General features: G+C 74.5%; 16 protein-coding genes. 13 read left to right on the top strand and 3 right to left on the bottom strand.

Annotated elements, in window-relative coordinates:
* Window positions 1-47 precede the first annotated feature (47 nt).
* The 6 genes from ACLJT4_RS29705 to ACLJT4_RS29680 are packed head-to-tail and all read left to right on the top strand — an operon-like array spanning window position 48 to window position 4,143.
* A complete protein-coding gene (locus ACLJT4_RS29705) occupies window positions 48-488 on the top strand; it encodes a cupin domain-containing protein (RefSeq protein WP_411126920.1) in 441 nt (146 codons plus the stop codon).
* Window positions 485-1,753 carry a beta-ketoacyl-[acyl-carrier-protein] synthase family protein gene (locus ACLJT4_RS29700; RefSeq protein WP_016573740.1) on the top strand — a complete coding sequence of 423 codons (1,269 nt, stop codon included), beginning with the start codon at window positions 485-487 and terminating at the stop codon, window positions 1,751-1,753. Before ACLJT4_RS29705 ends, ACLJT4_RS29700 begins: the two co-directional genes overlap by 4 nt.
* Window positions 1,750-3,000, top strand: coding sequence for a beta-ketoacyl synthase N-terminal-like domain-containing protein (locus ACLJT4_RS29695; RefSeq protein ID WP_411126918.1), 1,251 nt, complete (start codon window positions 1,750-1,752; stop codon window positions 2,998-3,000). The genes ACLJT4_RS29700 and ACLJT4_RS29695 overlap by 4 nt, the downstream gene beginning before the upstream one ends.
* A gap of 12 nt (window positions 3,001-3,012) precedes the next feature.
* The gene (locus ACLJT4_RS29690) at window positions 3,013-3,276 is read left to right on the top strand and encodes an acyl carrier protein (RefSeq protein ID WP_016573738.1); all 264 of its coding nucleotides are present in this window, start codon (window positions 3,013-3,015) and stop codon (window positions 3,274-3,276) included.
* A gap of 1 nt (window position 3,277) precedes the next feature.
* Window positions 3,278-3,754, top strand: a complete 477-nt coding sequence (locus ACLJT4_RS29685) for an SRPBCC family protein (protein ID WP_016573737.1) — start codon at window positions 3,278-3,280, stop codon at window positions 3,752-3,754.
* 56 nt (window positions 3,755-3,810) lie between these two features.
* Window positions 3,811-4,143, top strand: a complete 333-nt coding sequence (locus ACLJT4_RS29680; protein WP_016573736.1) for a TcmI family type II polyketide cyclase — start codon at window positions 3,811-3,813, stop codon at window positions 4,141-4,143.
* Window positions 4,144-4,245: 102 nt separating this feature from the next.
* On the opposite strand, the gene ACLJT4_RS29675 is transcribed toward ACLJT4_RS29680, so the two are convergent.
* Window positions 4,246-5,277 carry a methyltransferase gene (locus tag ACLJT4_RS29675; RefSeq protein ID WP_411126915.1) on the bottom strand — a complete coding sequence of 344 codons (1,032 nt, stop codon included), beginning with the start codon at window positions 5,275-5,277 and terminating at the stop codon, window positions 4,246-4,248.
* A gap of 56 nt (window positions 5,278-5,333) precedes the next feature.
* Window positions 5,334-6,434: a nitrous oxide reductase family maturation protein NosD gene (locus ACLJT4_RS29670; RefSeq protein ID WP_411126913.1), complete on the bottom strand. Its 1,101-nt coding sequence runs from the start codon at window positions 6,432-6,434 to the stop codon at window positions 5,334-5,336.
* A 776-nt stretch (window positions 6,435-7,210) separates the two neighbouring features.
* On the opposite strand from ACLJT4_RS29670, the gene ACLJT4_RS29665 reads away from it, so the two are divergent.
* Together ACLJT4_RS29665 and ACLJT4_RS29660 are read left to right on the top strand one after the other, a co-directional pair.
* Window positions 7,211-7,411: a hypothetical protein gene (locus tag ACLJT4_RS29665; RefSeq protein WP_411126911.1), complete on the top strand. Its 201-nt coding sequence runs from the start codon at window positions 7,211-7,213 to the stop codon at window positions 7,409-7,411.
* A 56-nt stretch (window positions 7,412-7,467) separates the two neighbouring features.
* Complete coding sequence (locus tag ACLJT4_RS29660) at window positions 7,468-7,869, top strand: DUF6126 family protein (protein WP_233659480.1); 402 nt, start codon at window positions 7,468-7,470, stop codon at window positions 7,867-7,869.
* Between the two features lie 46 nt (window positions 7,870-7,915).
* Here ACLJT4_RS29660 and ACLJT4_RS29655 read toward each other — a convergent pair whose 3' ends face one another.
* Complete coding sequence (locus ACLJT4_RS29655; RefSeq protein ID WP_411126908.1) at window positions 7,916-8,716, bottom strand: CDP-alcohol phosphatidyltransferase family protein; 801 nt, start codon at window positions 8,714-8,716, stop codon at window positions 7,916-7,918.
* Between the two features lie 90 nt (window positions 8,717-8,806).
* Here ACLJT4_RS29655 and ACLJT4_RS29650 point away from each other — a divergent pair, with 90 nt between their 5' ends.
* The 5 genes from ACLJT4_RS29650 (at window position 8,807) to ACLJT4_RS29630 (ending at window position 13,354) form a co-directional block, all read left to right on the top strand.
* Window positions 8,807-9,844 (top strand): zinc-dependent alcohol dehydrogenase, encoded by a 1,038-nt coding sequence (locus tag ACLJT4_RS29650; protein ID WP_411127139.1) that lies wholly within the window; start codon window positions 8,807-8,809, stop codon window positions 9,842-9,844.
* Between the two features lie 64 nt (window positions 9,845-9,908).
* Window positions 9,909-10,307 (top strand): 6-pyruvoyl trahydropterin synthase family protein, encoded by a 399-nt coding sequence (locus ACLJT4_RS29645; protein WP_016577144.1) that lies wholly within the window; start codon window positions 9,909-9,911, stop codon window positions 10,305-10,307.
* 19 nt (window positions 10,308-10,326) lie between these two features.
* A complete protein-coding gene (locus ACLJT4_RS29640) occupies window positions 10,327-11,439 on the top strand; it encodes a glycosyltransferase family 4 protein (protein WP_411126906.1) in 1,113 nt (370 codons plus the stop codon).
* Window positions 11,436-12,323 carry a class I SAM-dependent methyltransferase gene (locus tag ACLJT4_RS29635; protein WP_411126904.1) on the top strand — a complete coding sequence of 296 codons (888 nt, stop codon included), beginning with the start codon at window positions 11,436-11,438 and terminating at the stop codon, window positions 12,321-12,323. Before ACLJT4_RS29640 ends, ACLJT4_RS29635 begins: the two co-directional genes overlap by 4 nt.
* A complete protein-coding gene (locus tag ACLJT4_RS29630; protein ID WP_411126902.1) occupies window positions 12,323-13,354 on the top strand; it encodes a lysylphosphatidylglycerol synthase transmembrane domain-containing protein in 1,032 nt (343 codons plus the stop codon). Before ACLJT4_RS29635 ends, ACLJT4_RS29630 begins: the two co-directional genes overlap by 1 nt.
* The last annotated feature ends 147 nt before the right edge of the window (window positions 13,355-13,501 follow it).

The following is a 13,501-nucleotide window of genomic DNA, read 5'->3' as shown; positions in this document are numbered from 1 at the left end:
CCGCACCACCCCCATCCGCCGGCAGCACGCCACTGGAGGAATCAGCCATGACCACGCACCGCCCACGCATCGTGGACCTCAGCGAGACCCAGCCCAACCGCCGGCGCGGAGGTGATCTGCGCGCGATGCTGACACCCAGCGTGGTGGGCGCCACGAGCGGCTTCATGGGCATGGCACTCGTTCAGCCCGGCGAGCGCATCGGGGAGCACTACCACCCGTACTCCGAGGAGTTCGTCTACGTCGTCCAGGGCGCCCTGGAGGTCGACCTCGACGGCGAGACCTTCGCGCTCCGGCCGGACCAGGGGCTGATGATCCCGCCCTACATGCGGCACCGCTTCCGCAACGTCGGCGACATCGAGGCCCGGATGGTCTTCCACCTCGGCCCGCTGGCCCCGCGCCCGGAGCTGGGCCACGTCGACACGGAGGGCGAGGCGGCCGAGCAGAGCACACCGGCCGCCCCACCGGAACGGACGGAGCCGGTGTCATGACCCGCCGCGTGGCGGTCACCGGTGTCGGCATCGTCGCCCCGGGCGGCGTGGGCATCCCGGCCTTCTGGGACCTGCTCTCCGCCGGGCGGACGGCCACCCGCGGGATCACCCTCTTCGACCCGACCGGCTTCCGGTCCCGGATCGCCGCCGAGTGCGACTTCGATCCGGCCGAGCACGGGCTGAGCGAGGAACAGGTGGCCAAGTCGGACCGGTACGTGCAGTTCGCGCTGGTCGCCGCGGCGGAGGCGCTGCGGGAGGCCGGCCTGGACGTGGCGCGGGAGGACCCGTGGCGGATCGGGGTGTCCCTGGGCACCGCGGTCGGCGGCACCACGCGCCTGGAGCACGACTACGTGGCGGTCAGCCAGTCCGGCCGCCGCTGGGACGTGGACCACCGGCCGGCCGGACCGCATCTGCACCGCGCCTTCTCGCCCAGTTCGCTGGCGTCGGCGGTGGCGGAGCAGATCGGGGCGCACGGCCCGGTGCAGACCGTCTCGACGGGCTGCACCTCCGGCCTCGACGCCATCGGTTACGCCTTCCACACCATCGAGGAGGGCCGCGCCGACGTCTGCGTCGCCGGCGCGTCGGACTCGCCGATCTCCCCGATCACGGTGGCCTGCTTCGACGCCATCAAGGCGACCTCCGCGAACAACGACGACCCCGCCCACGCCTCCCGGCCGTTCGACGCCCGGCGCGACGGGTTCGTCATGGGGGAGGGCGGCGCCGTCCTCGTCCTGGAGGAACTGGAGCACGCGCGGGCGCGCGGCGCCACCATCCACTGCGAGGTCCGGGGCTACGCCACCTTCGGCAACGCCTACCACATGACCGGCCTGACCCAGGAAGGTCTGGAGATGGCCGAGGCGATCAACCGCTCACTGGCCCACGCGCAGCTCGACCGCACCCAGGTCGACTACGTCAACGCCCACGGCTCGGGCACCCAGCAGAACGACCGGCACGAGACCGCGGCGGTCAAGAAGTCGCTGGGCGACCACGCCTTCAAGGTGCCGATGAGCTCCATCAAGTCGATGGTGGGCCACTCGCTGGGCGCCATCGGGGCGATCGAGATCGTCGCGTGCGTCCTGGCGCTGACCCATCAGGTGGTCCCGCCGACCGCCAACTACGAGACCCCGGACCCGGAGTGCGACCTCGACTACGTGCCGAAGACCGCACGGGAAGTGCCGCTGCGTTCGGTGCTCTCCGTGGGCAGCGGATTCGGCGGGTTCCAGTCAGCCGTGGTCCTGACCAGGCCGGGTGGGAGGCCGAGATGAACTCCCCGCACGAACGTTGTTCCGTCGTCACCGGCATCGGTGTGATCGCCCCGAACGGGGCCAACACCGAAGCCTTCTGGAAGGCCACCAAGGAGGGCATCAGCGTTCTCGACACGGTCACCCGCGAGGGGTGCGAGGAACTGCCCCTGAAGGTCGCCGGCGAGGTCCGCGACTTCGATCCGGGCGAGCTGATCGAGGAGCGCTTCCTCGTCCAGACCGACCGGTTCACGCACTTCGCGATGGCCGCGGCCAACCTCGCGCTGGACGACGCCCTGCTGGGCCGGGCCGACTACAACCGCTCGCCGTTCGCGGTGGGGGTGGTGACCGCGGCCGGCTCCGGCGGCGGCGAGTTCGGCCAGCGGGAGTTGCAGCACCTGTGGGGCCAGGGCTCGCGCCACGTCGGCCCGTACCAGTCCATCGCCTGGTTCTACGCGGCCAGCACCGGCCAGATCTCCATCCGCGGCGGCTTCAAGGGGCCGTGCGGAGTGGTGGCCAGTGACGAGGCCGGGGGACTGGACGCGTTGGCGCACGCCACCCGCACCATCCGCCGCGGCACCGCGGCGGTGGTGGTGGGCGCCGCCGAGGCCCCGCTCGCCCCGTACTCGGTCGTCTGCCAGCTCGGGTACGAGGACCTCAGCCGGTGTGTCGAACCCGACCGCGCCTACCGTCCGTTCACGGATGCGGCGTGCGGGTTCGTGCCCGCGGAGGGTGGCGCGATGCTGGTCGTCGAGGAACGGACGGCGGCCGAGGAGCGTGGCTCCCGGCCCCGGGCCGTGCTCGCCGGCCACGCCGCCACCTTCACCGGCGCCGCCCTCTGGGAGCAGTCCCGGGAGGGGCTGGCCCGGGCGATCGAGGGCGCGCTGGCGGACGCCGGGTGCGCGCCCGAGGAGATCGACGTGGTCTTCGCGGACGCCCTCGGGGTGCCCGCGGCGGACCGGGCCGAGGCGTCGGCGCTCGCCGACGCCCTGGGGCGGCACGCGTCGGAGGTTCCGGTGACCGCGCCCAAGACCGGCATCGGCCGGGCGTACTGCGGCGCACCCGTCCTGGACATCGCGGCCGCGGTGCTCTCCATGGAGGGTTCCGTCGTGCCGCCGACCCCCAACGTCGTCGACGTCACCGTGGACCTCGACGTGGTGACCGGGAAGTCCCGGCCCGCCGAGCTGCAGACGGCGCTGGTGCTGAGCCGGGGACTGATGGGCTCCAACGCGGCGATGGTGCTGCGGCGGTGCGAGAAGTCCCCCTCCTGAAAGGAGACTGCCATGACCGCTCAACTGACCCTCGACGAACTGGCCGCGCTGATGAAGTCGGCCGCCGGCCTGACCGTCGACCCGGAGGAGATGGCGAACCGGCCCGAAGTGACCTTCGCCGAGTACGGGCTGGACTCGCTGGGCCTGCTCGGCATCGTCGGCGAACTGGAGAACCGCTACGAGCGGTCGCTGCCCCCGGACGCCGAGCGGGCCAAGACGCCGCACGACTTCCTCGACCTCGTCAACACCGACACCGTCACCACGACAGGAGCCTGACATGCCCGGCCACACCGAGAACGAGATCACCATCGCCGCCCCGCTCAGCCTCGTCTGGGACATGACCAACGACCTGGAGAACTGGCCGCAGCTCTTCAGCGAGTACGCCTCGGTCGAGGTGCTGTCCCGGGAGGGCGACACGACCACGTTCCGGCTGACCATGCACCCGGACGAGAACGGCCAGGTCTGGAGCTGGATCTCCGAGCGGACCCCCGATCGGGGCGCGCTGACCGTCCGCGCCCGCCGGGTGGAGACCGGCCCGTTCAAGTTCATGGACATCTTCTGGAAGTACAAGGAGATCCCCGGCGGCACGTCGATGCACTGGACCCAGGACTTCGCGATGAAGCCCGAGGCCCCGGTCGACGACAAGGGCATGACCGAGCACATCAACCGCAACTCGCGGATCCAGATGGAACTCATCCGGGACCGGATCGAGCAGCGGGACCGCGAGCTCCGCGCGGCCGCCCCGGCCAACTGACGCTCCGCCAGCCCGACCCCGGACCGCCGCCCGGCGGCAACGAAGGGAAACCCCCGATGCACCACGCTCTGATCGTCGCCCGGATGAAGCCGGGCTCGGCTCCCGACATCGCCGAGGTCTTCGCGGCCTCGGACCGCACGGAGCTGCCCCAGCTGGTGGGCGTCAACCGACGGAAGCTGTTCCAGTTCGGTGACGTGTACCTGCACCTCATCGAGTCCGACCTGCCGCCCGGCCCGGAGATCGCCAAGGCGCACCAGCACCCGGAGTTCCAGGCCGTCAGCCAGAAGCTGTCCGCGTACGTCAGCGCGTACGACCCGGCGACCTGGCGCAGTCCGAAGGACGCGATGGCCCAGGAGTTCTACTGCTGGGAACGGGACGGCGCCGGCTGATCCGGACCGGCGCACGGTGGCCGGCCTCCCCGCCAGGTCCTGCGGGGAGGCCGCCGTCGCGCCGACCGCCACCGGCCGGCTCCGCCCGGGCTCCATCTGGGCTCAGTCGGCCGGGACGGTGCACTCGAAGGCGTGCAGGTACGGGTTGACCACGAGGATGTCGTGGACCAGCAGCCCGGCTTCGGCCATGTGGCGCACCAGGCTCTCCTTGGAGTGCTTGGCGCCGCCCACGTTCAGGAGCAGCAGCAGGTCCATGGCGGTGGTGAACTTCATCGACGGGCTGTCGTCGACGAGGTTCTCGATGACCACGACCCGGGCACCCGGCCGGGCCACCTCGACGACCTTGCCCAGGGTCCGGCGGGTGCTGTCGTCGTCCCATTCGAGGATGTTCTTGATGATGTAGAGGTCGGCCTGGACGGGGATGTCCTCGCGGCAGTCGCCGGGCACGATCCGCGCCCGGTCGGCCAACGGACCGCCGTCCCGCAGCCGGGGGTCGGCGTTCGTCACCACCGACGGCAGGTCGAGCAGGGTGCCGCTCAGCGACGGGTACTTCTCCAGCAGGCCCGCCAGGACGTGGCCCTGCCCGCCGCCGATGTCCGCAACCGACGACACCCCGGTGAGGTCCAGGAGTTCGGCGACGTCGCGGGCGGACTGCTTGCTGGAGGCGGTCATCGCCCGGTCGAAGACCTGCGCGGAGTCCTTGGCGTCCTGGTGCAGGTAGTCGAAGAACCCCTTGCCGTAGAGGTCGTCGAAGACGTTCTGGCCGGAGCGCACCGCGTCGTCCAGCCGCGGCCACGCCTCCCACGTCCACGGCTCGGTGCACCACAGCGAGATGTAGCGCAGGCTGTTGGGGGAGTCCTCCCGCAGCAGCCGCGACATCTCGGTATGGGCGAACTTCCCGTCCGCGGTCTCCTCGAAGATCCCGTAGCAGGCCAGCGCCCGCATCATGCGTTCCAGGGGGCGCGGCTCGGTGCCCACGGAAGCGGCCAGTTCCTCGACGGTGGTGGGCGCCTCGCCCAGCGCGTCGGCCACGCCGAGCCGCGCGGTCGCCCGGACGGCTGCCGCGCACGCGGCGCCGAAGATCAGTTCCCGCAGCCGCATCGAGGGCTGGGGGGTGGGGCTCACGGTGGTCATTCCGCCTCTTTCTCCCGTTGACGTTCCGATGGGGGTGCTGCCGGGCGCCGGCGCGGTCACCGGCACAGGCCGACCGGCCTGGAGGTCCGGCAGGTGTTGCGGACGAAGACGTTGCCCTGGCCGGCCGGGTCTCCGTTGATCAGGTCCGCCGGGGCGTTCCGCAGCGCCACGTTGTCCCGGATGAGGTTGCGCTCGTTGGGGGACTTGACGAAGCTCGGGAAGAGCACCACCCCGCCCGAGAGCGGGGAGTCACCGACGTTGTCGCGGACGAGGTTGTGCTGGACGAGCGAGTCCTCGGTGCCGGTCAGGACGACACCGGACCCCTGGAGGAACGGCAGGCGCTTGGTCGCCGGGCAGTGCTTGTTGTTCCGCGAGACGTCGTTGTCCCGCACGGTGAGCGCACCGGCCTTGGGGCGGCCCTCGTCGCCGACCACGAACATCCCGGCGCAGTTCCCGATCACGTTGTTGCGGGCGATCAGGAGGTTGCGGACCCGCCGGGCGGTGATGCCGATGCGGTTGCCGCCGAGCCGGTTCTCGACGATCAGGGTGCGGCGGGTGTCCAGCGCCCCGCCCTCCTCCATGACCGCGTTGGCCAGGAAGATCCCCGCGTCGCCGTTCTCCGTGGCGGTGTCGTCGCGGAGCAGGCTGTGCACGGACTTCTCCAGCCCGATGCCCCATTGGCCGTTGTGGCGCGCGGTGACGTGGCGCACCGTCAGCCCCTCGGTGCCGGAGGCCCACACGCCGTTCCGCCGGAACCCCTCGACGGTCAGCGACCGCAGGTGGACGTCGGTGACCGGGCCGCCGGGGCCGGCGGTGACGCAGATGCCGTCACCGGTCTGTCCGCAGGCGTTCTCCGCCCGGGTGACGGGCGGGGCGAGCACGGCTTCCCCGTCCACTCCGCGGAGCATCAGGTGCGACTTGTTGATCAGCACGCTCTCGCGGTACACGCCGGGCAACAAGACCACCGTGTCGCCCGGCCGGGCCGCGTCCACGGCCTGCTGGATCGATTCCCCGGGGCGGACGACGTGCACCCTGTCGTCCCGGTCCGCCACGGCCTGGGACGGCGGGGCCGCGCCGAGTACGCCGGCCAGGACCACCGCCGCGCACCCCGCGTAGGTCATCCGCCGTGCCCCGTGGGTCATCTGTCGAAGCGCCATGAGGCGAAGCTATGGGCGATCGTCGGGACCCGCCACATGTGGTAGCCCGTTGACCACGGTGCGTGCAGGGCTCAGCTTTCCAGGGCCGGGGCGCCGGGGCGGGCGTCGGGGGAACGCGGGGCGGACGGCGGCGTTCCGGGGTGCCCGGCGCCCGACCCGGGATCAGCCGCCGGGCCGGGGCCGCGATCGGACGGAGCGTCAGTCGGGCCGTCCGGCGCGACCTCGGCCAACAGGGCCGCGAGGCTGGCCGGCAGAAACCACGGACGGAGGCGGGGGACGGTCACGGATACTCAACGCCGGCCGCACCCCGACGACACCCGACCGGGGCGCTCCGGTCCGCTTCATCACTCCAACGGCCGCTACCGGGGTGGCGCCGTGCGACGGGCGCCTCCGTGCCGTTGCGGGACGACGGTGTGCCCGCCCGCGCAGGTGCCCCGCGCGCTCACGCTCCGCGCACGGCACGGCACCGTCCTCCCCGTCTCATCGGGTCACCCCGCTCGACGTGCCGGGGCGCCGTCGCCCGCTCCGCGGGCCCGTCCGCTCGGGCCGGCCGCCGCCCGACGCCGCCGGTCGCGGACCCCGGCCGGTCGCGGCCCCCGGGGCCCGGGGAGCGCGCGCGGCAAGTGCGGGGTCCGGGCCGTCGATTCGGCGGCGGCGCCGAACCCACCGGAGTCGCCCCGCCCGTTCAATCCGGTGGGTCCGTCGTCTACAGTTGAGGAATTCCCCTGTTCAACGATCATCGCGATGGCCGGTCGGCCTGAACGCGGAGGGCATGCGTGGGCGGTTTCGCCGAGTCGGTACGGGAACGGGTGCGCGCCGCGCGGGCCGCCGTCGAAGCGGCGCGGGCCGCCGACGACCCCGCCGCGCTGGCCGTGGCGGAGGACGAACTGGACGACGCGCTGCGCATCGCGCGCGGCGTCGGGATCGACCCGGACCGCCGCTCCGGTGGCACCGGCCAGGGCGGGGCGGCGGAATGACCGCCGCGGCACCGCGCCGCCGGCACACGGCCTCCGGCTCCGGAGCCGGGTGACCGATGTCCGGCGCACCGCGACGCAAGGGACCGCCGCCGTGGCGTGCGGTCCGCTCCCGTACCTGCATACCCCTCGCCTCGGCACGGGCCTGCCGCGGCCGTGGCCGCCCCGGCCGGGGTGCGCTCCGCCCGCCCCGCGGCCACGGGCGGACCTGCCCGGAGATCGCCGCCCGGCACCGGCACTCGCTCCGCTGCGGGGTCCGTCGGGCCCGGGCCACCGCGATCCGCCCCGGCACCCGGCTGGCCCGGCTGCCCGGGACGGTCCTGGTGACCCATCGCGCCGCGGCCCACGAGGCGGCCCGGCGCAGCCTGTGGATACGGGTGCTGTTCTCCATCGCCGTGACCCACCTGGTGCTGGCATTCCTGGCGCTCGTCGTCTACCTCGGACGGCACGCCGGGATCTGAGGCACCCGCCCCGGCACCCGCCCCACCACGCCCCGTGCCCGCAGCCTCACCCCGTCCCCGGCGCGGACTCCCCACGGCCCCGGCGCCCCGCGGGCGCGGCGTGCACCGGCCGTACCGCGGCGGCGCCGGCCGGGCGCACCCCGGCCCGCCACAGCCACCGCACGTCCCGCCCGAACGACCACCCCAACAGGGCCAGCGCCGCCGCCACCGCCACCCGCTCCAGCGGACGCGGCGCGAGCCCGGTGCCCGCCGCCACCAGCACCACGCCCTGCACCGCGGCCACCGCCTTCCGCGCCGTGCTGGGCGGCAGCGGCGCCCGCAACCACGGCAGCACCCAGGACGCCGCGACGAAGAGGTAGCGCAGCGCGCCGACGGCCAGCACCCACGGTCCCAGCGGGACCGCCACGTAGACGGACAGCACCAGGATCAGGAACGCGTCGACCTCCATGTCGAAGCGTGCCCCCAGTGCGGTGGCCGTTCCGGTGCGCCGCGCCACCCGGCCGTCCACCGCGTCCAGGACCAGCGCCACCACGGCCAGCCCGACCAGCACCGCCACCGGCGACCGGCGGCCGAAGGAGTCGGCGACCAGTGCCGCGACCCCGCCGACGAGCGTGGCCCGGGCCAGCGTGACGCGGTTGGCCGGCCCGAAGGACGGCAGCCAGGAGCCGCGTACCGCCCGGGTGAGCGCGGCCCAGGTGGCCACCGTGCAGGCGCAGCCGGTCAGCCAGCCCGCCGGGCCCAGCCCGACCGTCCGGCACAGCGCCCCCAACAGCACCACCTGCGCGAGCGGGCCGGCCACCCGGTCCGGGCCGAACGGCCTTGTCCCGCACCGCCCTTGTATGGCCATCACGCCTCCCGGGACACTGTGGCGGAGCCGGGGGACGCCGCGTATCGTGACGGCGTCGCCATGATCCCCGGCGTGCGCCCCTCAGCATTCATGACGCATCGCCGCACCGTCCAGGAGGACTCGTTGCCGCGCGTCGCCCAGAGTTTCTGGCTCAGCGCTCCAGGCCGCGGCGAGATCCGCACGGTCGACCTGCCGCGACCGGCCGCCGACGAGGTGCTGGTGCGCACCCTGTACTCCGGGGTGAGCCGGGGGACCGAGAGCCTGGTGTTCCGCGGGGGCGTCCCGCGGAGCCAGTACGCGGCGATGCGGGCGCCGTTCCAGGAGGGCACGTTCCCGGCGCCCGTCAAATACGGCTACCTCAACGTGGGCCTCGTCGAGGAGGGGCCGGCCGAGCTGCGCGGCCGCACGGTTTTCTGCCTCTACCCGCACCAGACGCACTACGTCGTCCCCGCGGGCGCGGTGACCCCCGTGCCGGACGTCGTCCCCGCGGGGCGCGCCGTCCTCGCGGGCACCGTCGAGACCGCGGTGAACGCCGTCTGGGACGCCGCACCGCTGCTCGGCGACCGGATCGCGGTGATCGGCGGCGGCATGGTCGGGGCCGCGGTCGCCGCGCTGCTGGCCCGACACCCGGCCACCCGGGTGCAGTTGGTCGACGCCGATCCGGCGCGCGCCGCCACCGCCGCGGCGCTGGGCGTCCCGTTCGCACTGCCCGCCGACGCCCGTGGCGACTGCGACCTCGTCGTGCACGCCAGCGCCACCGAGGACGGCCTGGCCCGGGCCCTCGAACTCCTCGCTCCGGAAGGCACCGTGATCGAGCTCAGCTGGTACGGCGACCGCCGGGTCAGCGTCCCGCTGGGGGAGTCCTTCCACTCCCGCCGACTGACCGTCCGCAGCAGCCAGGTCGGCGCCGTCGCCCCGGCCCGGCGCGGCCGGCGCACCCACGCCGACCGCCTGGCGCTCGCGCTCGACCTGCTCGCCGACCCCGCCTTCGACGCGTTGATCACCGGGGAATCCCGCTTCGACGAACTGCCGTCGGTGCTGCCCGAACTGGCCTCCGGCGCGCTCCCGGCGCTCTGCCACCGCATCCGCTACCCGGCGCCCGGCACCCCGGCCCCCGGTGCGGTGTGACGTCCCACCGCCCACGACTTCCGTCCGAGCCCGACCGTCGGCGACACCTCCTGGAGGAACACCCGTGTTCAGCATCACCGTCCGCGACCACCTGATGGTCGCGCACAGCTTCCGCGGTGCGGTCTTCGGACCCGCGCAGCGCCTGCACGGCGCCACCTTCATCGTGGACGCCACCTTCCGCCGCCCCGAACTCGACGACGACAACATCGTGGTCGACATCGGCCTCGCCACCCAGGAACTCGGCGGCGTGATCGCCGAGCTCAACTACCGCAACCTCGACGACGAACCCGCCTTCGCCGGGACCAACACCTCCACCGAGGCACTCGCCAAGGTGATCGCCGACCGGCTCGCCGACCGGGTGCACGCCGGCAACCTCGGCGCGGGCGCCCGCGACCTGAGCGGCATCACCGTCACCCTGCACGAGTCCCACGTGGCCTGGGCCAGCTACGAGCGGACGCTGTGAGCCGGCCCCGGCGCACCCGTTGACCGGCCGCGCCCCGGCGTGCGCGCGGGTGGTGCATGCCGTCCTGCCCGGCGGCGTCGGCGACGACCGGGCACCCAGCGGCGGCAACCGCTACGACCTACGCGTCTGCCGCGACCTGCCGGCCCTCGGCTGGCAGGTGCACCGCCATCACGTGTCCGGCGGCTGGCCGCAGCCGGACGCCACCGCCACCACCGCACTGGCCCGCCTGCTGGCCGGTCTTCCGGACGGCGCGGTGGTGCTGCTGGACGGCCTGGTGGCCTGCGGGGTGCCCGACGTTCTCCGCCCCGAGGCCGCCCGGTTGCGGCTGGCCGTCCTGGTCCACCTGCCGCTCGCCGACGAGACCGGGCTCACCCCGGCAACGGCCGCGGAGCTGGACGCCCGCGAACGGCGCACCCTGCACGCCGTCCACGCGGTGATCGCCACCAGTGACTGGGCGGCGCGTCGGATCCGCAGTCACCACGGGCCGGGGCTGCCGCCGGTGACGGTCGCCCGGCCCGGCGTCGACCCCGCCCCGCTCGCGCCCGGGACGGACGGCGCCGGCGGGCTGTTGTGCGTGGCGTCGGTGACCCCGCGCAAGGGCCACCGCCGCCTGGTGGAGGCGCTCGCCACCGTCACCGACGCCCCCTGGACCTGCGCCTTCGTCGGCAGCACCCGTCAGGACCCGAACACCGCGCACCAACTCCGAGCACGGATAGCACAGTTGGGCCTTGCCGGGCGCATCGCCTGCACCGGCCCGCGGACCGGCGCCGCACTGGCCGCCCACTACGCAGCCGCCGACCTGGTGTTGCTCGCCTCGTACGCCGAGACCTACGGCATGGTGCTCACCGAGGCGTTGGCGCGCGGCGTACCGGTGGTGGCGACGGCGGTGGCCGGAGTGCCGGAGGCGGTCGGGCGGGCGCCCGACGGGAGCGTGCCGGGGCTGCTGGTTCCCCCCGACGAACGGGGCGCCTTGGCGGCGGCACTCCGTGCCTGGTTCGACGATCGCGCATTGCGGCGGCGACTGGCGGTCTCCGCACGGGGTCGCCGTGCCATGCTGGAGGGGTGGGAGATGACGTCGCACAGTCTGGCCGGCGCGCTGGAACGGCTGCGGAACGCGCCGAGGAGTCCGTGACCGGGGCGGTCGGCAGACCGCGGTTCTGTCCGCAGTGGCTGGAGTTGCGGGAGCGGGCGGACGACGCGGCCCGTGTGCCGGAGCTGCTGCGCCCGTTGCGCGACCGGCTCGCCGCGGCCCCCGCTCCGGAACGCTTCGGCGGCACCGGCGGCCTGGTGATCCGTGACCTGGGCTGCGGCACGGGGGCGATGGGGCGCTGGCTCGCGGTCCGACTGCCCGGCCCCCAGCACTGGGTCCTCCAGGACCACGACGAGGTCCTGCTCGCCCGGGCCGCCGACCGGATCCCGTCCACCGCCGCCGACGGACGGCCCGTCACCGTCACCACCCTGCAAGCCGACCTCGCCGGTCTGACCGCCGCCGACCTGGCGGGGACGTCCCTGGTCACCGCCTCGGCCCTGCTCGACCTGCTGACCGGCGACGAATTGGAGACCGTCGCCGCGGCCTGCACGGGTGCCGGCTGCCCGGCGCTGCTGGCGCTCTCGGTCACCGGCCGGGTCGAACTCACCCCGGCCGACCCCCTCGACGCCGCCCTCTCCGCCGCGTTCAACGCCCACCAGCGCCGTACCGACGGCGGCTGCCGGCGACTGGGTCCGGACGCCGTCGCGGCGGCCACCGAGGCGTTCACCCGGCGCGGCGCGCGGGTGGTGAGCCGGCCCAGTCCCTGGCGACTGGGCGGGCCGGAATGCGCGCTGGCCGAACGGTGGCTGCGCGGCTGGGTGGGCGCCGCACGGGAGGCGCGTCCGGAGCTGGCGGCCGCGGCCGACGGTTACCTGCGGCGCCGCTTGGACGCGTGCGCGGCGGGGGAGCTGGGCGTCACGGTGCACCACGTCGACCTGCTGGCCCTGCCCGCTCCGGCCGGCATCCCGGGCCCCCGATCAGGGTGATGACGCGCCGGATGTGGCCCTGGCTGCGGACGCTCGGCGGACTGGCGATCCTGACGGTCCTGTTGTGGCACGTGGGCTCAGGCGCCCTCCTGGACGGGCTGCGCCGGATCGACGCCGGCACGCTGTTGGTCGCCGTGGGCATCGGAGTGCTGACCACCGTGTGCAGCGCGTGGCGGTGGTGTCTGGTCGCCCGCGGCCTGGGCCTGCGGCTCCCGTTGGGGCAGGCGGTGGCGGACTACTACCGGGCGCTGTTCCTCAACGCGGCGCTGCCCGGCGGCGTGTGGGGCGACGTGCACCGCGCGGTGCGGCACGGCCGGGCCGCCGGGGACGTGGGCAGCGGGGTGCGCGCCGTCGTCCTGGAGCGGGCCGCGGGGCAACTGGTGCTGCTGGTGGTCGGTGCGGTGCTGCTGGCCGTGCAGCGTTCGCCGGTGCGCGCCGCGATGGTCCGGGCGCTCACCGGACCGACCGCCGGCTGGGTGCTCGCGGCGCTGGTGGCCGGTGGTCTGGTGGCGGTGCTGCTGGGCCGGGCGCGTCGTCGCCGGGCCGGTGCGGCCGACCGGCCCGGCGGTGGGTGGCGGGCCGCGGTGTCCGAGGCCGGGCGGGCCGTGGCGGGCTGGGCGCGCTGGCCGGGCGTCGTCGGGGCGTCGTCGGTCGTCCTCGTCGGCTACGTGGCCACGTTCGTGCTGGCGGCCCGGGTCGCCGGGGTGCGGGCGCCGGCCGGCGACCTGGTGCCGCTGGTGGTGCTGGCCCTGCTGGCCATGGCGCTGCCGCTGAACGTCGGCGGCTGGGGTCCCCGGGAGGGCGTCGCGGCCTGGGCGTTCGGCGCCGCAGGGCTGGGGGCCGCACAGGGGCTGGCCACCGCCGTCGTCTACGGCGTGCTCGTGCTGGCCGCGAGCCTGCCCGGCGCGGGGGTGCTGCTGGCCCGCTGGGGCGCCGGGCTGCGCTCCGCCCGTCGCAGCCCGCACGGAGCCGCCGGCGGCGTGCGGCGGGGCGGGGCGCTGGTGGGGGCGGCGGACGGCCGACGGCGCTAGGTGTTCTGTCCGGGGAGGTTGTGGCCGGGGCCGGGTGCGGGACGCTCCGGGGGCCGGTCCAGAGACTCGTGTCCCCGATGACCGGATCCGGTCAAATTACCCACCTCGACATCTACACATAAAGGCGACATAAGGGCAAAATAAAGG

The sequence above is a fragment of the Streptomyces sp. x-19 genome, from assembly GCF_046549115.1.
GTDB lineage: Bacteria > Actinomycetota > Actinomycetes > Streptomycetales > Streptomycetaceae > Streptomyces > Streptomyces albulus_C.
Note: the sequence above shows the minus strand (reverse complement) of the source record. Positions and strands in the feature narration are given on the sequence as shown.

Bases quoted from the DNA above. Each gene is read 5' to 3' on its own strand.
- ACLJT4_RS29660 (WP_233659480.1), top strand. From the start codon at position 7,468: ATGTCCGGCGCACCGCGACGCAAGGGACCGCCGCCGTGGCGTGCGGTC.
- ACLJT4_RS29685 (WP_016573737.1), top strand. From the start codon at position 3,278: ATGCCCGGCCACACCGAGAACGAGATCACCATCGCCGCCCCGCTCAGC.
- ACLJT4_RS29655 (WP_411126908.1), bottom strand. From the start codon at position 8,716: ATGGCCATACAAGGGCGGTGCGGGACAAGGCCGTTCGGCCCGGACCGG.
- ACLJT4_RS29680 (WP_016573736.1), top strand. From the start codon at position 3,811: ATGCACCACGCTCTGATCGTCGCCCGGATGAAGCCGGGCTCGGCTCCC.
- ACLJT4_RS29630 (WP_411126902.1), top strand. From the start codon at position 12,323: ATGACGCGCCGGATGTGGCCCTGGCTGCGGACGCTCGGCGGACTGGCG.
- ACLJT4_RS29690 (WP_016573738.1), top strand. From the start codon at position 3,013: ATGACCGCTCAACTGACCCTCGACGAACTGGCCGCGCTGATGAAGTCG.
- ACLJT4_RS29650 (WP_411127139.1), top strand. From the start codon at position 8,807: ATGACGCATCGCCGCACCGTCCAGGAGGACTCGTTGCCGCGCGTCGCC.
- ACLJT4_RS29675 (WP_411126915.1), bottom strand. From the start codon at position 5,277: ATGACCACCGTGAGCCCCACCCCCCAGCCCTCGATGCGGCTGCGGGAA.
- ACLJT4_RS29695 (WP_411126918.1), top strand. From the start codon at position 1,750: ATGAACTCCCCGCACGAACGTTGTTCCGTCGTCACCGGCATCGGTGTG.
- ACLJT4_RS29700 (WP_016573740.1), top strand. From the start codon at position 485: ATGACCCGCCGCGTGGCGGTCACCGGTGTCGGCATCGTCGCCCCGGGC.
- ACLJT4_RS29705 (WP_411126920.1), top strand. From the start codon at position 48: ATGACCACGCACCGCCCACGCATCGTGGACCTCAGCGAGACCCAGCCC.
- ACLJT4_RS29670 (WP_411126913.1), bottom strand. From the start codon at position 6,434: ATGGCGCTTCGACAGATGACCCACGGGGCACGGCGGATGACCTACGCG.